Source organism: Halomonas sp. BM-2019 (genome assembly GCF_017584085.1).
In genome coordinates this window covers 378,683-394,464 of record NZ_CP071922.1, presented here as the reverse complement: position 1 = coordinate 394,464, position 15,782 = coordinate 378,683, and the positions used below count along the sequence as shown (strand labels likewise).

The window sequence follows — 15,782 nt, the reverse complement described above, 5'->3', positions numbered from 1 at the left end:
CCGGGTGATGCGCGTGGCGTTGATTTCCACCATGTCGTCGTCGAAATCGCCAGGCACCTCGGCGTCGAAGGCCAGGCCGTACTGCCAGGAGACGTGGTGGAAGCGCGATGCGGCGTAGTCATCGTGCAGGGCGACGTTGAAGCTGTACTTGCCATCGGTCGACAGCGGCTTGTCGCCTTCCACCCCGGTGCGCAGGGCCCGGGTCAGATAGGCGGTCCAGACGCCGTCCGCTTCCTCGGCGGTCATCACCACCGCCTCGCTCTCGGAGAGGTGACGCTTCTCGAGGATATAGCCGCTCTCGGTCAGCGCCTCGCCGCTGTTGTAGCGCGCGATATCGAGGTAGACACCCCCGCCCAGCAGATCGGCGATCTCTTCCTCCTCCTTGAGCTTGTCCCAGCCGCCCCGGGCCGCACCGCGACGGCCGCGAATTTCGATCTCGGTACGGCTTTCCGACAGGTACTTGGTGACCCCGTTCATCAGCGCCAGACGCTCGGCCAGCTCGCTCTGCGCCAGGGCTTCCTCGTCCGGGGCATCCGGCATATAGGTGGAGTCGTGGTGGCAGCTCGCCCAGCAGCCGCCGCGGTCGGCCATGTCGACGCGATCGTCGGCGAAGCTGACGGTCAGCTTCATGGGGTTGTCGGGATCCATGCGGCCGCCGTCGACGAAGGGCAGTGGCGCGTGCTCGCCGGCCTCCCACTGGAAGCGCATGAACAGGTAGTCGTCGTCGAAGGAGGCCTGCACGGTCATCGGAATATGGCCGCGCTTGTCGCCCAGATCGAAGGTCTCGATCTTCTCGGCATCGACCGCCATCTGGCCGATCTGCTGCTCCTCGCCGGCGTGACACCAGATGCAGCGGTCGCCGAAGCTGAAGGCGCGCCCGCCGCCGTGCTCGCTGCCGTCCTGGATCCACTCGATGGAGGCCTGGCCGGGCAGGAAGAGGGTCACGTCCAGCGCCGGGACATCGTCCCACTCCAGGGTCGAGGCGATATCGCCCTCGGCCACCACGGCGTCGCCCAGCTCCTCGGCCTCCAGCGGCATCGCCGGTTCGCCGCGCTCGGCAAGGTCGGTCACCGGCTCGTCGTGATCGAAGCGGGCGAGCCAGACATCGGACTCGTCCCAGTCTTCCGGCAGCTCGTGGGCGATGCCCTGGTGGCACTCGATGCAGGTCTGGCCCTGTTCGAAGCCCCGGGCGTGCTCGCGGGCCGCACGGGGGGCCTGCTCCTCGAGATCCATGGCCGACCAGTCATGGCAGTTGCGACACTCGCGCGAGTCGGTGCGCAGCATGGAGCGCCAGACGTTTTCGGCCAGGTGCAGCCGCTTGCCCTCGAATTTCTCCTCGGTGTTGATGGTCCCCAGCATCCAGTGCCACACCTCGCGGCTGGCCTCGATCTTGCGGATCATCTTGGGCCCCCACTCGCGAGGCACGTGACAGTCGGCGCAGGTGGCCCCCACGCCGGTGGGGTTCTGGTAGTGGGCCCGGTCCTTGTACTCCTCGTAGACCCAGGTCATCTCGTGGCAGGCCGAACTGCAGAACCGCATGCTGTTGGTGGCCTCCATCACGGTATTGAAGCCCCCCCAGAACAGGATGCCCAACACGAAGAAGGCCGTCGCGGCCCCCAGTGACGCCCCCATGATGGTGACCTTGCGCCAGTTGCGTAGACGCTCCCCCATGATCAATCTCCCGAAAGTTTCATGACGCCCGTTGCGGTTATCGGTCTGCCCTGCCGCCTTGTTATGGGTTGTGGCCGGCCCCTTCTTCAGCCGCTCCGCGACCTTGCCGGACGCGAAACGGCTGAAGAAGGGGCCGGAGCGCCCTGGGGCGCTCCGGCAGCTCGGCTTAGCCGCGCTCGTACTTCTTCAGACGGTTGTAGACGTTGAACTTGCCGGTCGGCGTGTTCAGGTTCTCGACCCGACCGATCTCTTCCATGGTCTCGTCGTCGTAGATGACGATGGCGCCATCGTCCTGATGGCCGCGACCGCGAGCCCAGATGGAGACCCACACCTCGCTCCCGGCCTTGTCGTACTCGAAGTGCAGGGCCACGGCGTCATGTTCACGCGGACGGTCGGCGACGTGGATCGGGGTCAGCTCGCGGGTCTCCTTGTTCATGACCATGACCCACTGGTTGACATCGGCCTCCGGGTGCATCGACTGGTCGATCCAGACGTGCGGGGAATCCGGATGGCTGCGCAGGAAGAGCCCCGGGCCGTCGGTCTCGACGGTGCCGCAGATCTCCCAGGCGTGGTCCGGATGGTTCTCCGGATCGGTGCCCCAGAAGGTCACCAGGCCCTGGCCCAGGTGAGTGGTGCCGGCCACCGGGCCACATTCCGGGTCGATCCAGTTGGCGCCCGGCCCCGGGTGCGGGATCTCGCCGGTATTGAGCAGGCCGACGAGCTTGCGCTCCACGGTGTCGACGAAGGCCATCTTGTGGCTGAAATTGGCCGCGATCATGAAGTAGCGGCCGGTGGAGTCGAAGAAGCCGTCGTGGAGGTACTCGGCCGACTGGATGTGATCGATGCGCAGGTTCTCGATATCGCTGTAGTCGACCTGCCAGATCTGTCCGGTCTCCTTGACGTTGACCAGGAAGGTCGGCGCATGGGGGGTGTCATAGAGCGCCGCCACGCGGGCCTCGTGGACGTAGTTGCCCTCGGTATCGTAACCGCGAGTGGAGATGACCTTGAGCGGCTCCATGGTGTGGGCGTCGGCGATCACGAAGTGCGGGGGCCAGTAGCCGCCGCCGATGACGTACTTGTCGGCCCACTCGCCATAGTGAGAGACCGCCACGTCGCGGGCGTCGATGCCGATGAATACCTCGGCGGTCACCTGGGGCGGGTCCATCCACAGGTCGATCTTCGACAGCCGGCCGTCGCGGCCCTGGACGTACCAGAAGCGGCCGTCGGAGCTCGACTTGGCCACGTGCACGGCGTAGCCGGTCTCGGCCTCGGTGACCAGCTCCTTGGTGTCGCCGTCGATGATGCCCATGGCGCCACGGTCACGCAGGATGGTGACCATGAAGTTTTCCCAGTTGCGGTCGTGCTGGGGCTCGTCCGGCCACTCCTCCTGGGGCACCACGATGGTCCAGGTGTCGCGGATGTCGGCCAACGACATCTCCGGCGGCTCTTCCGGCTCCTGCTGGATGTACTTGGCGATCAGCTCGATCTCGTCCTCGTCGAGGATGCCGTCGAAGTTGTTCATCCCGCCTTCGGTGCCCAGCGAGATGATGCTCTCCAGGCGGCGCTGGCCCATGCCGATGGTGTCCTCGGGCAGCAGGCCCGGGCCGGTGGCGCCCTTGCGCAGGGTGCCGTGACAGCCGGCGCAGCGCTGGAAGTAGATATCGCCGGCGCGGTCCATCTCCTCTGCGGTCATCTCCGGTGCATCAGCCTGCACGCCGCCCGCCATCATGGCGGCCAGCGGGAAGCTGAGGGCGAAGATCCCCTTGCTCAGTGCCTTCTTGTGCATAACGTGCCTCGCTCTGTTTCCCCGTGGGGCTGGGTCTGGAGGGAGTCTCGCGTGGCCCGCACGTGCAGCCAGTCAACCCCGGGTGACACCCTCCACCTGCAGATAAGTAGTAGCAGCTTTACCTCTTTGCTCACTTGACAGTGGTCAAGTGGCAATCCGGGGAGTTGACTTATGTCATGGGTCGCGACGAAAGGGGGGAACCACACCCCGCGCCATTGAGTCCGGGGCAGGCCGGCTGCGGGCGGGTCTCGCCGCCGCGGGCGAACAGGCGCAGCGCCGGAAGGTCCTCGAGGTGGACGCAGTTGCGCTCGCAGCGCACGCCGAGCCCCCGCAGGCGGGCCATGGCCCGGGAGAAGCTCTCCGGCTTCATGCCCAGCCGCGCGGCGATCAGCATCTTGTCGCAGGGCAGGCAGACGGTGGCGTGGGCGGCGCCATCCGGGCACAGCGAGAGCAGGAAGGCCGCCAGCCGCTGGTGGGTCGACTGGTTGGTGAGCTGGTCGAGCTGCAGCACCAGCGCGCGCAGCATGCCGGTGAGGTTGGCCAGCAGGTTCAGGGTCAGCGCACGGTGCTCGAGCAGGGTGTCCAGGAAGGGCTCGGCCGGAAACACCATCAACCGGGCGTCCTCGGCCACGCTGGCGTTGACCGGGAAGCCCTGGCGGTCGAACATCGCCGCCTCGGCGAAGGACTCGCCGCGGCTGAAGAGCCCCACCAGGCATTCGCTGCCGTCGGGACTGTCGCGGTAGAGCTTCACCCAGCCGTCGAGCACCACATAGAAGCGGTCGGCGGGCTCGCCCTGGGCGAACAGCCGGGTGCCGCGGGGGCAGCAGCGTTCATGGGCGCCCCGGCCCAGCAGCGCCAGGGTCTCGTCGCCGAGCCCGGCAAACAGCGGCACCTGGCGCACCGTGCGCAGGGTCTCCCGGCTGAAGCGGTATGTCATCACGATCTCCTTGGCGCCCTCGCAGGCAACCGCCGCGGTGGGAGTGGCCCGAGGCCGCCTCGCCCCGGACCACGACGACGCGCTCGCCTAGCGCAGCGAGAGCTCCGTCAGGTTGCCGCGGATCACCCCGGCCTCGGGCGAATCCGCCGGCAGCACCGCCAGCAGGCGCTCCCAGTAGGCGCGGGCCTCGTCGAAGGCCTCGGCCTGGTAGGCGCGGGTGCCGGCCAGCCACAGCCCCTGGGCGTGCTCGGGGTCGATGGCCAGCGCCTGCTCGATCAGCGCCGCCGGCTCGCCGGCCAGGCTGCCCTCGAGCTCCGCCAGCACGTCGGCGTAGCGCACCAGCACCTCGGGGTCGCGGTCGCCGCCGTGGCGCAGGGCCTCGCCGAAGGCGCGGCCCGCGGCCTCGAAGTCGTCGAGGAAGGTCAGGGTGCGCCCCAGCAGCACCCAGCCCTGCAGGTCGGCCGGATCCTGGGCCAGGCGCACCTGCAGGCCCTCCACCAGGCGGGTGAACTCGCGGGCCATCTCCTCGTCGCTGGGCTCGGCCAGCTCGGGCGGCGGCATCACCTGCCCGGCCGGGGCACGGGCGGCGAACACCTCCTCGCTGTAGCCCACCGTGAGGTAGGTGCCCACCGCCATGAAGGGCAGCAGGGCCATGCTGGCCAGGGCGGCGACCTGGGTCAGGCGGCGCTGGCCGCGGCCCTCGCCGCCGGCGTCGGCTGCCTCCAGGGCGCCGCTGTCGAGCAGCTCGCGCTCCAGGTCGGCCAGGGCGCGGGCGTGGCGCGCCTCGCTCAGGGTGCCGGCGGCCAGGTCCTGGTCGAGCTCGGCGACACGATCACGGTGCACCGCCAGCAGCACCTCGCGGCGGTCGGGGCCGGCCCCACGGGGCTCACGCCACAGCGGGATCATTACGAAGGCCAGGGCCAACAGGCACAGGCCCAGGGCCAGCAGCAGGAAGAGGCCATTCATCTCGTCATTCCTCCGGGGTCAGTCGCCACGGCGCAGGCGCTCCAGCGCCGCCCGCTCCTGGTCGGTGAAGTGGGGTTCGTCGTCGGGCCGGGCCCGCTGGCGCATCACCTGCCACCAGACCAGCAGGCCGCCGCCGAAGAGCAGGAAGGGGCTGGCCCAGAGCAGGACGGTGTTGGCCTGCAGCGGCGGCCGGTAGCGCACGTAGTCGCCGTAGCGGGCCACCATGAAGTCGACGATGGCCTCGGCGGACATGCCCTCCCGGGTCATCTGGTAGACCCGCCGGCGCATGTCGGCGGCGAGCTCGGCGTTGGACTCGTGGATCGTCTCGCTCTGACACACCGTGCAGCGCAGCTCCCGGGTCAGGGTCTCGTACTGCTGGCGCTGGGCCTCGGTCTCGAATGCCAGCGGCTCGCCGATGACCGTGGCCAGGGCGATGCCGGGCGCAAGCGCCATCAGCAGCAGCAGAAGAAGGCCTGCCAGCCAGCGGTTCATGACGCCCTCCCCGCCGCTCTGGCGCGGGCGTCCTGGGCGCTGGCCTGCTCCGCCTTCAGCTTCTCCATCAGCGGCAGCACCTCGTCGAGCAGCAGCTGGCGGGTGAGGGGGCCGATGCGCTTGTAGCGGATGATGCCCTCGGCATCCAGCAGGTAGGTCTCGGGGGTGGCGTAGACGCCCCAGTCGATGCCGGCATCGCCCGCGGGGTCGTAGGCGATGGCGCGGTAGGGGCTGTCGGTCATCTCCAGGTAGCGCAGCGCGGCGTCGCGCTCGTCGCGGTAGTTGAAGGCGTGGATGGTGACGCCGCCGCGGGCCAGCTCCATCAGCAGCGGCTTCTCCTGGCGGCAGGTGCTGCACCAGGTGGCCCAGACATTGACCAGCGCCACCTCGCCGATGAAGTCCTGTTCGGTGAGGATCCGCTCGGGGTCCTCCAGGGCCTCCAGGGCGAAGGCCGGGGCCGGCTGGCCCACCAGGGGCGAGGGCAGGTCCCGGGAGTTGAGCCCGAGGCCCACCAGCAGCAGGCCGAGCAGCGACATCACCGCCACCAGCGGCAGGAGCAGCTTGAGCTTCATGAGACGGTCACCTCGCGGTTCATGGCCACCGCCGTCGCCGGCTCGGCCTCGCGGCGCCGTGCCAGGCGGTAGCGCTTGTCGGACGCCGCCAGCAGGCCGCCCAGGCCGAGCAGGATGGCGCCGCTCCACATCCAGGCCATGTAGGGCTTGTAGTAGAGCCGGAAGCTCCAGGCGTCGCCCACCAGGCGCTCGCCCAGGGAGACATAGACGTCGCGGGTCGCCGCCCGGTGCAGCGAGGCCTGGTGCATGGGGTTCTGGGGCTGGGTGTCGTAGTAGCGGCGCTGGGGCAGCAGGGTGGCCACCGGCCGGCCGTCGCGGGTCACCGCGACCACCGCCTGGTCGGCGTCATAGTTGGGGCCGCGCACCTCCTCCATGCGCAGCAGGGTGAAGTCGAAGCCCGCCGCCGAGGTGGTCTGGCCCGGCTCCATGCGCACGTCGCGCTCCACCTCGTAGGTGTTGACCATGGCGATGGCGATCACCACCAGGGCCAGCCCCACGTGGGCCAGGTGCATGCCCAGGAAGCTCGGGCGCAGCACCCGACGGATGCGGGTGGCCAGGGGCTGGCGGCCGGCCAGGCGCTTGCGGATATCGAGCAGCGCGGTGAAGACGATCCAGCTGCCCAGCATCAGCGACAGGGCGGTGAGCGGCCGCCAGGCGCCCATGGTCAGCGGCCAGAGGCCGCCGGCCACCACGCTGGCCAGCAGCACCCAGCGCAGCTGGCGCATCACCTCGGCGGGGCTGGCCTGCTTCCACATCACCGTGGGACCTAGCCCCACCAGCAGCAGCAGCGGCAGCATCAGCGGTGCGAAGACCAGATCGAAGTAGGGGGGGCCCACCGAGATCTTGCCGAGGCCGAAGGCGTCCAGCACCAGCGGGTAAAGGGTGCCGATGAAGACCGCCGCGAAGGCCACGGTGAGCAGCACGTTGTTGGCCAGCAGCAGCGATTCCCGGGAGAGCCAGTGGAAGCCGCCGCCGAGCCCGACCCGGGGCGCCCGCCAGGCGTAGAGGGTCAGCGAGCCGAGCAGGGTCGCCGCCAGCATGGCGAGCAGGAAGACGCCGCGGTCCGGGTCGGTGGCGAAGGCGTGGACCGAGGTGATCACCCCGGAGCGCACGATGAAGGCCCCGAGCACCGTCAGCGCGAAGGTGATGATCGCCAGCATCAGGGTCCACACCTTGAGGCCGCCGCGCTTCTCGCTCACCGCCAGGGAGTGCAGCAGGGCGGTGGCGGTGAGCCAGGGCAGGAAGGAGGCGTTCTCCACCGGGTCCCAGAACCACCAGCCGCCCCAGCCCAGCTCGTAGTAGGCCCACCAGGAGCCCATGGCGATCCCCAGGGTCAGGAACACCCAGGCCACGGTGGTCCAGGGCCGCGACCAGCGCGCCCAGGCGGCGTCCAGGCGGCCGCCCATCAGCGCCGCCAGGGCCAGGGAGAAGACCACCGCGGTGCCCACGTAGCCCATGTAGAGCAGCGGCGGGTGCAGGATCATCCCCGGGTCCTGGAGCAGCGGGTTCATGCCGCGACCGTCCGCGGGGCCGGGCACGAGGCGCTCGAAGGGGTTGGAGGTGAACACCGTGAAGGCGATGAAGGCCACCGAGATCATGCCCATCACCGCCATCACCCGGGCCAGCATCTCGCGGGGCAGCGAGCGGCTGAAGCGCGCCACCGCCACGCCCCAGGCGCCGAGGATCAGCACCCACAGCAGCAGCGAGCCCTCATGGCCGCCCCACACCGCGGTGATCTTGTACATCAGCGGCTGGGTCAGGGCCGAGTGGCTGGCCACGTAGCGCACGCTGAAGTCGTTGGCCAGGAAGGCCCAGGTCAGCACGCCGTAGGCGATCGCCAGGAAGACGAACTGGCCGCTGGCCAGGAAGCGCCCCGTGCGCATCAGCCGCAGGCTGCCGGTCTGGGCGCCCACCAGCGGCAGCACGCTCTGCAGCAGCGCCAGGCAGAGCGCCAGGATCAGCGCGAAGTTACCGAGTTCTGCCACCATCTGCTGTCCCCTCCCGCTGCAGGTGACGCCCGACCGCATGGCCGGATCTGGATTCACCGGACCGACGAGTCGCGTCGGCCCCTTGCAGCGAATGGTCGGGGAATCTCCCCATAAGATCCATACTCGATACCTCTTTTCCGCCCTCCCCCGTGACCCATGTCAAACATTGCCGGACACTGCCTCAACGGCGTCGCCGACCAGCCACTGACAGCGTGGACCCGGGGCCTTATGCTGGGGGTCCGTTCCCCGACCCTGGTGATCCGTCCCGTGAAACGCCCGCTGATTTCCGCCCTGTTGCTCGCCGCCACGCTGCCCTTCGCCCTCTCCACCACCGCGGCCCTGGCCGAGGAGGCCGCGCCCGATGTCATCCTGTACACCAGCCACGGCGCCATCGGCATCGAGCTGTTCCAGGCCGAGGCGCCGGAGAGCGTCAACAACTTCCTCACCTACGTGCAGGAGGGCCACTACGACGGCACCATCTTCCACCGGGTGATCGATGGCTTCATGATCCAGGGCGGCGGCTTCGACGAGGCGATGCGCCAGAAGGCGACCCGCAACCCGATCACCAACGAGGCCGACAACGGCCTGAAGAACCGGCGCGGCACCCTGGCCATGGCGCGCACCGGCGACCCCCACTCCGCCACCGCCCAGTTCTTCATCAACGTCGCCGACAACGGCTTCCTCGACCACGCCAGCCCTCAGTCGGGCCAGACCTGGGGCTATGCGGTGTTCGGCCAGGTGGTGGAGGGCATGGAGGTGGTCGATGCCATCCGCCGCGTGCCCACCGGCAGCCGCGGCCCCTTCCAGGACGTGCCCCGGGAGCCGGTGGTGATCGAGCGCGCGGAGCTGCCCTGAGCCATGCGCAACCGCTACCTGCTGATGCGCCACGGCCATAGCCAGGCCAACGCCCGGGGGCTGATCGTCAGCTCCCCCGAGCGCGGCCTGGCCGGCTTCGGCCTCTCCCCCGAGGGCGGGGCCCAGCTCGAGGCCCTGCTGGCCGACTGGCGCTGGCCGGTACCCACGGGGATTGTCCACTCCGACTTCCGGCGCACCACCGAGACCGCCGCCCGGGTGGCGGCACGCTTCGGCCTGGCGCTTGCGGCCGAGCCGGGGCTGCGCGAGCGCCACTTCGGCGAACTGGAGGGGCAAGGCGACCACCACTACCCCGAGGTGTGGGCCCGCGACGCCGAGAGCGCCGAGCATCGTGCCTTCGGGGTGGAGCCGCTGACCGCGGTGGCCGAGCGCATGGGCGGAGTGATCGCGGGGCTAGAGGCGCGCCACCAGGGCGAGACCCTGCTGCTGGTCAGCCACGGCGACCCGCTGCAGATCCTGCTCACTGCCCTGGTGGGCCGGCCGCTGACCCGGCATCGGGAAGGCGCGCCCCTGGCGCCGGCCAGCATCACCCCGTACCCTGGCTGATCCGCCGCGAGCAGAGGAGTAGGAAGGGGTGGCAAGACTGCTGTTTCGCCTGGGCAACGTGCCCGAGGAGGAGGCCGAGGAGGTGCGGGCGCTGCTGGACGCCCGCGGCTTCGATACCTACGAGACCCGCGCCGGCTTCTGGGGGCTCGGGGTGGCGGCCATCTGGCTGCGCGACGAGACCCAGTTTGATGCGGCCCGGGAGGTGCTGGACGCCTACCAGCAGGGGCTCGCCGAGAGGGTGCGCCGGGAGCGCGACGACCTGGCCGAGCGCGGCGAGGCCCCGACCCTGTGGACGCGCCTGCGCCACCACCCCATCCGCCTGCTGATGGTGGCCGTGGCGGTGGCGGTGATCCTGGCCCTGACCCTGCTGCCCTTTCTCTGGCTGATCGAGTGACCGGCAACACGACGACGCCCCCGCCGGCCTGGCCTGCGGGGGCGTCGTCGTGCTGGCAGGTGCCCGGGGCACGGCGCCGCCGATCAGCTGCGGATCAGATGGTCGAAGGCGCCCAGCGCGGCCTTGGACCCCTCGCCCATGGCGATGATGATCTGCTTGTAGGGCACGGTGGTCACGTCACCGGCGGCGAAGATGCCCGGCACGCTGGTCATGCCGTGGGCGCTCGGAGAGCTCCACCGGGGAGCCCTTGAGCCACTCGGTGTTGGGCACCAGGCCGATCTGCACGAAGACGCCCTCCAGGTCGAGCTTCTTGCTCTCGCCGCTGGCGCGCTCCTCATAGGTGAGGCCGTTGACTCGGGTACCATCGCCGTTCACTTCGGTGGTGCGGGCACCCAGGATGATCTCGACGTTGGGCAGGCTCTTGAGCTTCTTCTGCAGCACGGCGTCGGCGCGCATCTCATTCATGAACTCGATCAGGGTGACGTGGGCCACCACGCCGGCCAGGTCGATGGCCGCCTCGACGCCGGAGTTGCCGCCGCCGATCACCGCCACGCGCTTGCCCTTGAACAGCGGGCCGTCGCAGTGGGGGCAGTAGGCTACGCCCTTGTTGCGGTACTCGGCCTCGCCCGGCACGTTCATCTCGCGCCAGCGGGCGCCGGTGGCCAGGACCAGGGTCTTGCTCTTGAGGCTCGCCCCGGACTCGAACTGCACCTCGTGCTCGCCACCCGGCTGGGCCGCCGGCACCAGCTTGACCGCACGCTGCAGGTTCATGATGTCGACCTCATACTCCTTGACGTGCTCCTCCAGCGCCGCGGCCAGCTTGGGGCCCTCGGTGTGGGGCACGGAGATGAAGTTCTCGATGGCCATGGTGTCGAGCACCTGGCCGCCGAAGCGTTCGGCGGCAACACCGGTGCGGATGCCCTTGCGCGCGGCGTAGACCGCCGCCGCGGCGCCGGCCGGGCCACCGCCCACCACCAGCACGTCGAAGGCGGCCTTGTCGTTGAGCTTGGCGGCCTCGCGCTTGGCGGCACCGGTGTCCACCTTGGCCAGGATCTGCTCCAGGCTCATGCGGCCCTGGTCGAAGGGCTCGCCGTTGAGGTAGATGCTCGGCACCGACATCACCTGGCGCTTCTCGACCTCGTCCTGGAAGAGGGCGCCGTCGATGGCCACGTGGCTGACGTTGGGGTTGAGCACCGCCATCAGGTTGAGCGCCTGGACCACGTCGGGGCAGTTCTGGCAGGAGAGCGAGAAGTAGGTCTCGAAGTGAAGCGGGCCCTCGAGGCTCTTGACCTGCTCGATCACCTCGGCGCCGACCTTGGGCGGATGGCCGCCCACCTGCAGCAGCGCCAGCACCAGGGAGGTGAACTCGTGGCCCATGGGCAGGCCGGCGAAGACCACGCCGGTCTCCTCGCCCGGGCGATTGAGCGCGAAGGAGGGACGGCGGGCGTCCTGGCCATCGCGCTTCAGGGTAATCTTGTCGCTCAGGTCGGCGATATCGGTCAGCAGACCGTGCAGTTCCTGAGACTTGGCGCCGTCATCGAGGGAGGCGACGATCTCGAACGGCTGAGTGACCTTTTCCAGATAGGCTTTGAGCTGGCTTTTCAGATTGTCGTCCAACATGACAGCGGTTTCCTTCATGTTCGCGAAACGGAGTCACAAGGGGGCCGTGCGAGCACCGGAGGCGCCGCGTAAGGCGTGCTTGTGGCGGGTAGACAACACCCGGGCAGGACTGCCCGGGTGGGGAGCGGCGAGGCCCGGGGCGGGGCCTAGAGGCAACACCGCTCAGGAAACTGATGATTCATGTCGCGAGCGAAGAGAGGTTGGCCACCGCCGGAGCACAGAAACCGGAGCCTATGCGTTACCAGGTCAGGATTTCGACCGGGCTGGCGTACCAGCACCGCCGGTGGTCAAGATATCGAGCGCAGCAATGAATCAGCGTTTCCTTTAGATCTTGCCGACCAGATCCAGGGAGGGAGCCAGGGTCTCTTCGCCTTCCTTCCACTTGGCCGGGCAGACTTCGTTCGGGTTGTTGCGAACGTACTGGGCGGCCTTGAGCTTGCGCAGGCTCTCGGTGACGTCGCGGGCGATGGCGTTGTCGTGGATTTCCAGGGTCTTGATCACGCCGTCCGGGTCGATCACGAAGGTGCCGCGCAGGGCCAGACCGGCTTCTTCGATGTGCACACCGAAGGCGCGGGTCAGCTGGTGGGTCGGGTCACCGACCAGCGGGAACTTGGCCTTGCCCACCGCCGGGGAAGTCTCGTGCCACACCTTGTGCGAGAAGTGGGTGTCGGTGGTAACGATGTACACCTCGGCACCAGCCTTCTGGAACTCCTCGTAGTGGTCGGCAGCGTCCTCGACCTCGGTCGGGCAGTTGAAGGTGAAGGCGGCCGGCATGAAGATCACCACGGACCACTTGCCCTTCAGGTCAGCGTCGGTGACTTCGACAAACTCACCGTTGTGGAAAGCGGTGGCCTTGAACGGCTGGACTTCAGTGTTGATCAGCGACATTCCGTGAAGCTCCTTTCGACTTTCGTATGGGGGTGTCTGGGATACGGGACACATGGTAGCCCGCATCCTCCGATAGCGTAAATTGAATGGTGGCATGGAGCTGATAATTCAACCCTATGGGTCCACGCACCGGGCGACCAGCCCAGCGTCAACCGATTCGCACCGCCTCGCCCTGGCGGTCCAGCGCCAGGAACTGATCGACATTGCCCATCTTGAGCGACTCCACCATGCGGTTGAGCTGGGCCTCGGCCTGCTCGCCGCTCGGCGCCTCGCCGCCACGGCCTGAGAGCGCCCCCACGAAGACGATGTCCCACTCGATGCCCGTCGCCTGCGACTCCGCCACCAGGGCGGCCATATCGGAGAGCTCCTCGGGCGCCTTGTCGACGCAGAGCACCGGGGTGAGCACGCCGCCCTCGCCCTGCTCGAAGCGGGCGCGCTGCTCGTCGGTGGGGTTGTCGGGCAGCTCGGCGCGGGTGAAGACGAACAGCAGGCGCTGGGCGTCGGGTTGCAGGCGCGACTCGCCGAGCAGGCCGGCAAAGTTGGTGATGGCCATGGAAGCCTCCGGGAGAAGGGGATGAATGAGCGCCAGCCTGCCCCCTTTCGCGAGGGGGCTCAAGGGGCAGGCGGGTAAATTGGCTACGTCAAGGGGGGCGGGGCAAGCTTGTCACCGGCGCCCCTCGCTGAGCGGCTTGCGTGCGACTCAGCCCTGGCGGGCGGTCAGGATATGGTGCAGGCCGTCGCACTCCACCAGGGGATCGTCGCAGTTGACCACCACCTCGGTGTGTCCGAGCACATAGGCCTTGCCGGTGGTGGTGTTCTCCACCACGGTACGGGGCCCCTCCTGGCGGGTGCCGGTGAAGGTGCCGATGAAACCGGTCTCGCGCAGGGAGACGGTCTCCAGGCGGTCGCCGGGGCGGATGCGCCCCTCGTGGTTCATCAGCGCCAACCGCGCCGAGGTGCCGGTGCCGGTGGTGCTGCGGCAGATCACCCCCGGGTGCACATAGGTGGTGGAGCGCGAGCGGTAGAAGTCGTCGGCGATCTGCTCCACCGGGCCCATGAAGTGCAGGAAGGGCAGCGGGCCCACGTCGCCCAGGGTGTAGTGGGAGAAGCCCCGCTCGGCCCGGATCGCCTCGACGATCTTGTGGGCACACTCGGCCAGGGCCCGCTCCTCCTCCCGCACCAGCGAGAAGCCAAGTTCCGTGGCGTCCACCAGGGCGTAGAAGCCGCCGCTGTAGGCCACCGAGTAGGTGACGTCCCCCACCTCCGGCACCTGGATCGACGCCCGATAGGTGTCGATGTAGCTGGGCAGCCCCTCGCAGGTGATCGCCTCCACCACGCCATTTTCCACCCGGGCCTCGATATGGACCCGCCCCGCCGGCGCCTCCAGGGTGAAGTGCTGCACCCCCTCCCGCTTGGGCACGATGCCGGCCTCCAGCACCGCCGTGGCGGTGCAGATGGTGTTGGAGCCCGAATAGATGGGGTAGCCCATCACCTCCATGATGATGTAGCCGGCGGCTGCCTCGGGGTCGGTGGCCGGCACGATCAGGTCCACCGACATCTCGGGGATGCCGTAGGGCTCGAAGAGCAGCAGCTTGCGCAGGCCGTCGGCGTCGTCGCGCAGGTAGTGCATCTGGTCGCGCACCGTGGCGCCGGGAAGCGGCTCGATGCCGCCGAGCACGATGCGGCTGACGTCGCCCCCGGCGTGGGTGTCCATCATCTGGAAGGTCAGCGGGCGGCTCATGGGCGCGGCTCCTGGCTGGCAGAGGGGGAGGCAAGGGCGAAGGGGGCGCCGTGCTCGTCCCACTGGCTGTCGGGAACGATCACGATCTTGCCCAGGAAGTTGCTGCCGCGGCTGACGAAGTAGCGCTCGGCCTCATGCAGCGCGGAGAGCCGGAAGGCGGCGTGGAGCACCGGCCTGAGCTCACCGCTGCGGATCCAGGCGACCAGCTGTTCGGCCTCCTCGCGGGTACCGTGGGAGACGCCGAAGATCTGCACCTGGTAGAGGTAGATGCGCGTCCAGAGGATCTCCGAGATATTGCCGCCGCTGGCCCCGGCGATGGAGAGCCGCGGGTAGGTGGTGCGGGCCTTCATGTCGTGGATCATGGTGTCGATGAAGAGATCGGTCATCTCGCCGCCGACCAGGTCCATCACCGCATCGATGGGCGCGCCGCCGGTGGCCTCGAGCACGCGTGCAACGAAGCTTTCCGGGTCGCCGCGGTCGACCACCGCCTCGGCGCCCAGCGCCTTGAGGGCCTCTGCCTTCTCCGGCTGGCTCACCGCGTAGGGAATGGCCCCGACGATGCGGCACAGCTGGATCAGCGCGGTACCCACCCCGCCGCTGGCGCCACTCACCAGCACCCGCTCGCCGGCGGCAACGTTCGCCGAGGTCATCATATGGTAGGCGGTCTGGTAGGAGCACATGCCCAAGGCGGCGAGCTCGGCGTCGGCAAGCTCCGGGTTGGGCACCTGGTGGAACTGGTCCGAGGGCACCGCCACGTACTCGGCGAAGCCGCCGTCGGCGCCGTGGCCGTAGTAGTCCGGGGTCAGGTTGATGTCGCGGCGGGCGTCGGCGTAGAGATTGAAGTCGAGCAGGCCGCGCTCGCCGATCCGCGCCGGGTCGACCCCCTCGCCCACCGCCGCCACGCGCCCGGCGATATCGGCGCCCTGGATGCGCGGGAAGGTCAGGGTCGGCTCGCCGCCCATGGCAAAGGAGGTGACCTGGCCCTTCTTCACCGGATAGAGCCCCTCGCGGGCCTTGCGGTCGGTGTTGTTCTTGGCGGTGGCGGTGACCCGCACCAGCACCTCGCCCGGCCCGGGCCGGGGTACCGGCACGTCGTCGCGGTGAACCAGCCTGTCGACGTCGCCGTGCCCGGTCAGCAGCATGGCCGACATGGTGGCGGGAATCGCGGGGGAAACGGGAGATTCGGGGGACGTCTCTGCCATCTGGGGTCTCCTCTGGCAAAGCGCCCGGCAGGAGGCCGGGCGCGGATATGCTGAGCGAGACGATAGCAGAGGAGACCGGGGCGAACCGAGGGGCCAGCGCCACTAT

14 protein-coding genes and 1 pseudogene are annotated in these 15,782 nt (G+C 69.0%); 3 read left to right on the top strand and 12 right to left on the bottom strand.

The window, feature by feature from the left end; genetic code table 11:
- The 7 genes from J5F18_RS02015 to J5F18_RS01985 form a co-directional block, all read right to left on the bottom strand.
- The coding region (locus J5F18_RS02015) for a NapC/NirT family cytochrome c (RefSeq protein ID WP_346300688.1) at positions 1–1,671 on the bottom strand (1,671 nt) is incomplete at its 3' end.
- Positions 1,672–1,837: 166 nt separating this feature from the next.
- Entirely contained in the window at positions 1,838–3,457 is a 1,620-nt protein-coding gene (locus J5F18_RS02010) for a cytochrome D1 domain-containing protein (protein ID WP_346300687.1), read from the bottom strand.
- Positions 3,458–3,626: 169 nt separating this feature from the next.
- On the bottom strand, positions 3,627–4,394 hold the full coding sequence (locus tag J5F18_RS02005) for a Crp/Fnr family transcriptional regulator (protein WP_346300686.1): 768 nt from the start codon (positions 4,392–4,394) through the stop codon (positions 3,627–3,629).
- Between the two features lie 87 nt (positions 4,395–4,481).
- The gene (ccmI, locus tag J5F18_RS02000; RefSeq protein WP_346300685.1) at positions 4,482–5,360 is read right to left on the bottom strand and encodes a c-type cytochrome biogenesis protein CcmI; all 879 of its coding nucleotides are present in this window, start codon (positions 5,358–5,360) and stop codon (positions 4,482–4,484) included.
- Positions 5,361–5,378: 18 nt separating this feature from the next.
- Positions 5,379–5,852: a cytochrome c-type biogenesis protein gene (locus J5F18_RS01995; RefSeq protein ID WP_346300684.1), complete on the bottom strand. Its 474-nt coding sequence runs from the start codon at positions 5,850–5,852 to the stop codon at positions 5,379–5,381.
- Positions 5,849–6,424: a DsbE family thiol:disulfide interchange protein gene (locus J5F18_RS01990; protein WP_346300683.1), complete on the bottom strand. Its 576-nt coding sequence runs from the start codon at positions 6,422–6,424 to the stop codon at positions 5,849–5,851. The genes J5F18_RS01995 and J5F18_RS01990 overlap by 4 nt, the downstream gene beginning before the upstream one ends.
- Entirely contained in the window at positions 6,421–8,412 is a 1,992-nt protein-coding gene (locus tag J5F18_RS01985; RefSeq protein WP_346300682.1) for a heme lyase CcmF/NrfE family subunit, read from the bottom strand. The genes J5F18_RS01990 and J5F18_RS01985 overlap by 4 nt, the downstream gene beginning before the upstream one ends.
- 279 nt (positions 8,413–8,691) lie before the next feature.
- On the opposite strand from J5F18_RS01985, the gene J5F18_RS01980 reads away from it, so the two are divergent.
- The 3 genes from J5F18_RS01980 to J5F18_RS01970 are packed head-to-tail and all read left to right on the top strand — an operon-like array spanning position 8,692 to position 10,225.
- Positions 8,692–9,267 carry a peptidylprolyl isomerase gene (locus J5F18_RS01980; protein ID WP_346302159.1) on the top strand — a complete coding sequence of 192 codons (576 nt, stop codon included), beginning with the start codon at positions 8,692–8,694 and terminating at the stop codon, positions 9,265–9,267.
- Positions 9,268–9,270: 3 nt separating this feature from the next.
- On the top strand, positions 9,271–9,831 hold the full coding sequence (locus tag J5F18_RS01975; protein WP_346300681.1) for a histidine phosphatase family protein: 561 nt from the start codon (positions 9,271–9,273) through the stop codon (positions 9,829–9,831).
- Between the two features lie 28 nt (positions 9,832–9,859).
- A complete protein-coding gene (locus tag J5F18_RS01970) occupies positions 9,860–10,225 on the top strand; it encodes a DUF6164 family protein (RefSeq protein WP_346300680.1) in 366 nt (121 codons plus the stop codon).
- 83 nt (positions 10,226–10,308) lie between these two features.
- On the opposite strand, the pseudogene ahpF reads toward J5F18_RS01970, so the two are convergent.
- From ahpF to J5F18_RS01945, 5 genes and pseudogenes are all read right to left on the bottom strand, one after another.
- Positions 10,309–11,845: pseudogene (ahpF, locus tag J5F18_RS01965) on the bottom strand (alkyl hydroperoxide reductase subunit F).
- A 324-nt stretch (positions 11,846–12,169) separates the two neighbouring features.
- Entirely contained in the window at positions 12,170–12,733 is a 564-nt protein-coding gene (ahpC, locus tag J5F18_RS01960) for an alkyl hydroperoxide reductase subunit C (protein WP_346300679.1), read from the bottom strand.
- A gap of 148 nt (positions 12,734–12,881) precedes the next feature.
- Complete coding sequence (locus J5F18_RS01955; RefSeq protein WP_346300678.1) at positions 12,882–13,286, bottom strand: ribonucleotide reductase subunit alpha; 405 nt, start codon at positions 13,284–13,286, stop codon at positions 12,882–12,884.
- Positions 13,287–13,433: 147 nt separating this feature from the next.
- Positions 13,434–14,474, bottom strand: coding sequence for a proline racemase family protein (locus J5F18_RS01950; protein ID WP_346300677.1), 1,041 nt, complete (start codon positions 14,472–14,474; stop codon positions 13,434–13,436).
- Positions 14,471–15,676, bottom strand: coding sequence for a zinc-binding dehydrogenase (locus J5F18_RS01945; protein WP_346300676.1), 1,206 nt, complete (start codon positions 15,674–15,676; stop codon positions 14,471–14,473). The genes J5F18_RS01950 and J5F18_RS01945 overlap by 4 nt, the downstream gene beginning before the upstream one ends.
- Positions 15,677–15,782 lie beyond the last annotated feature (106 nt).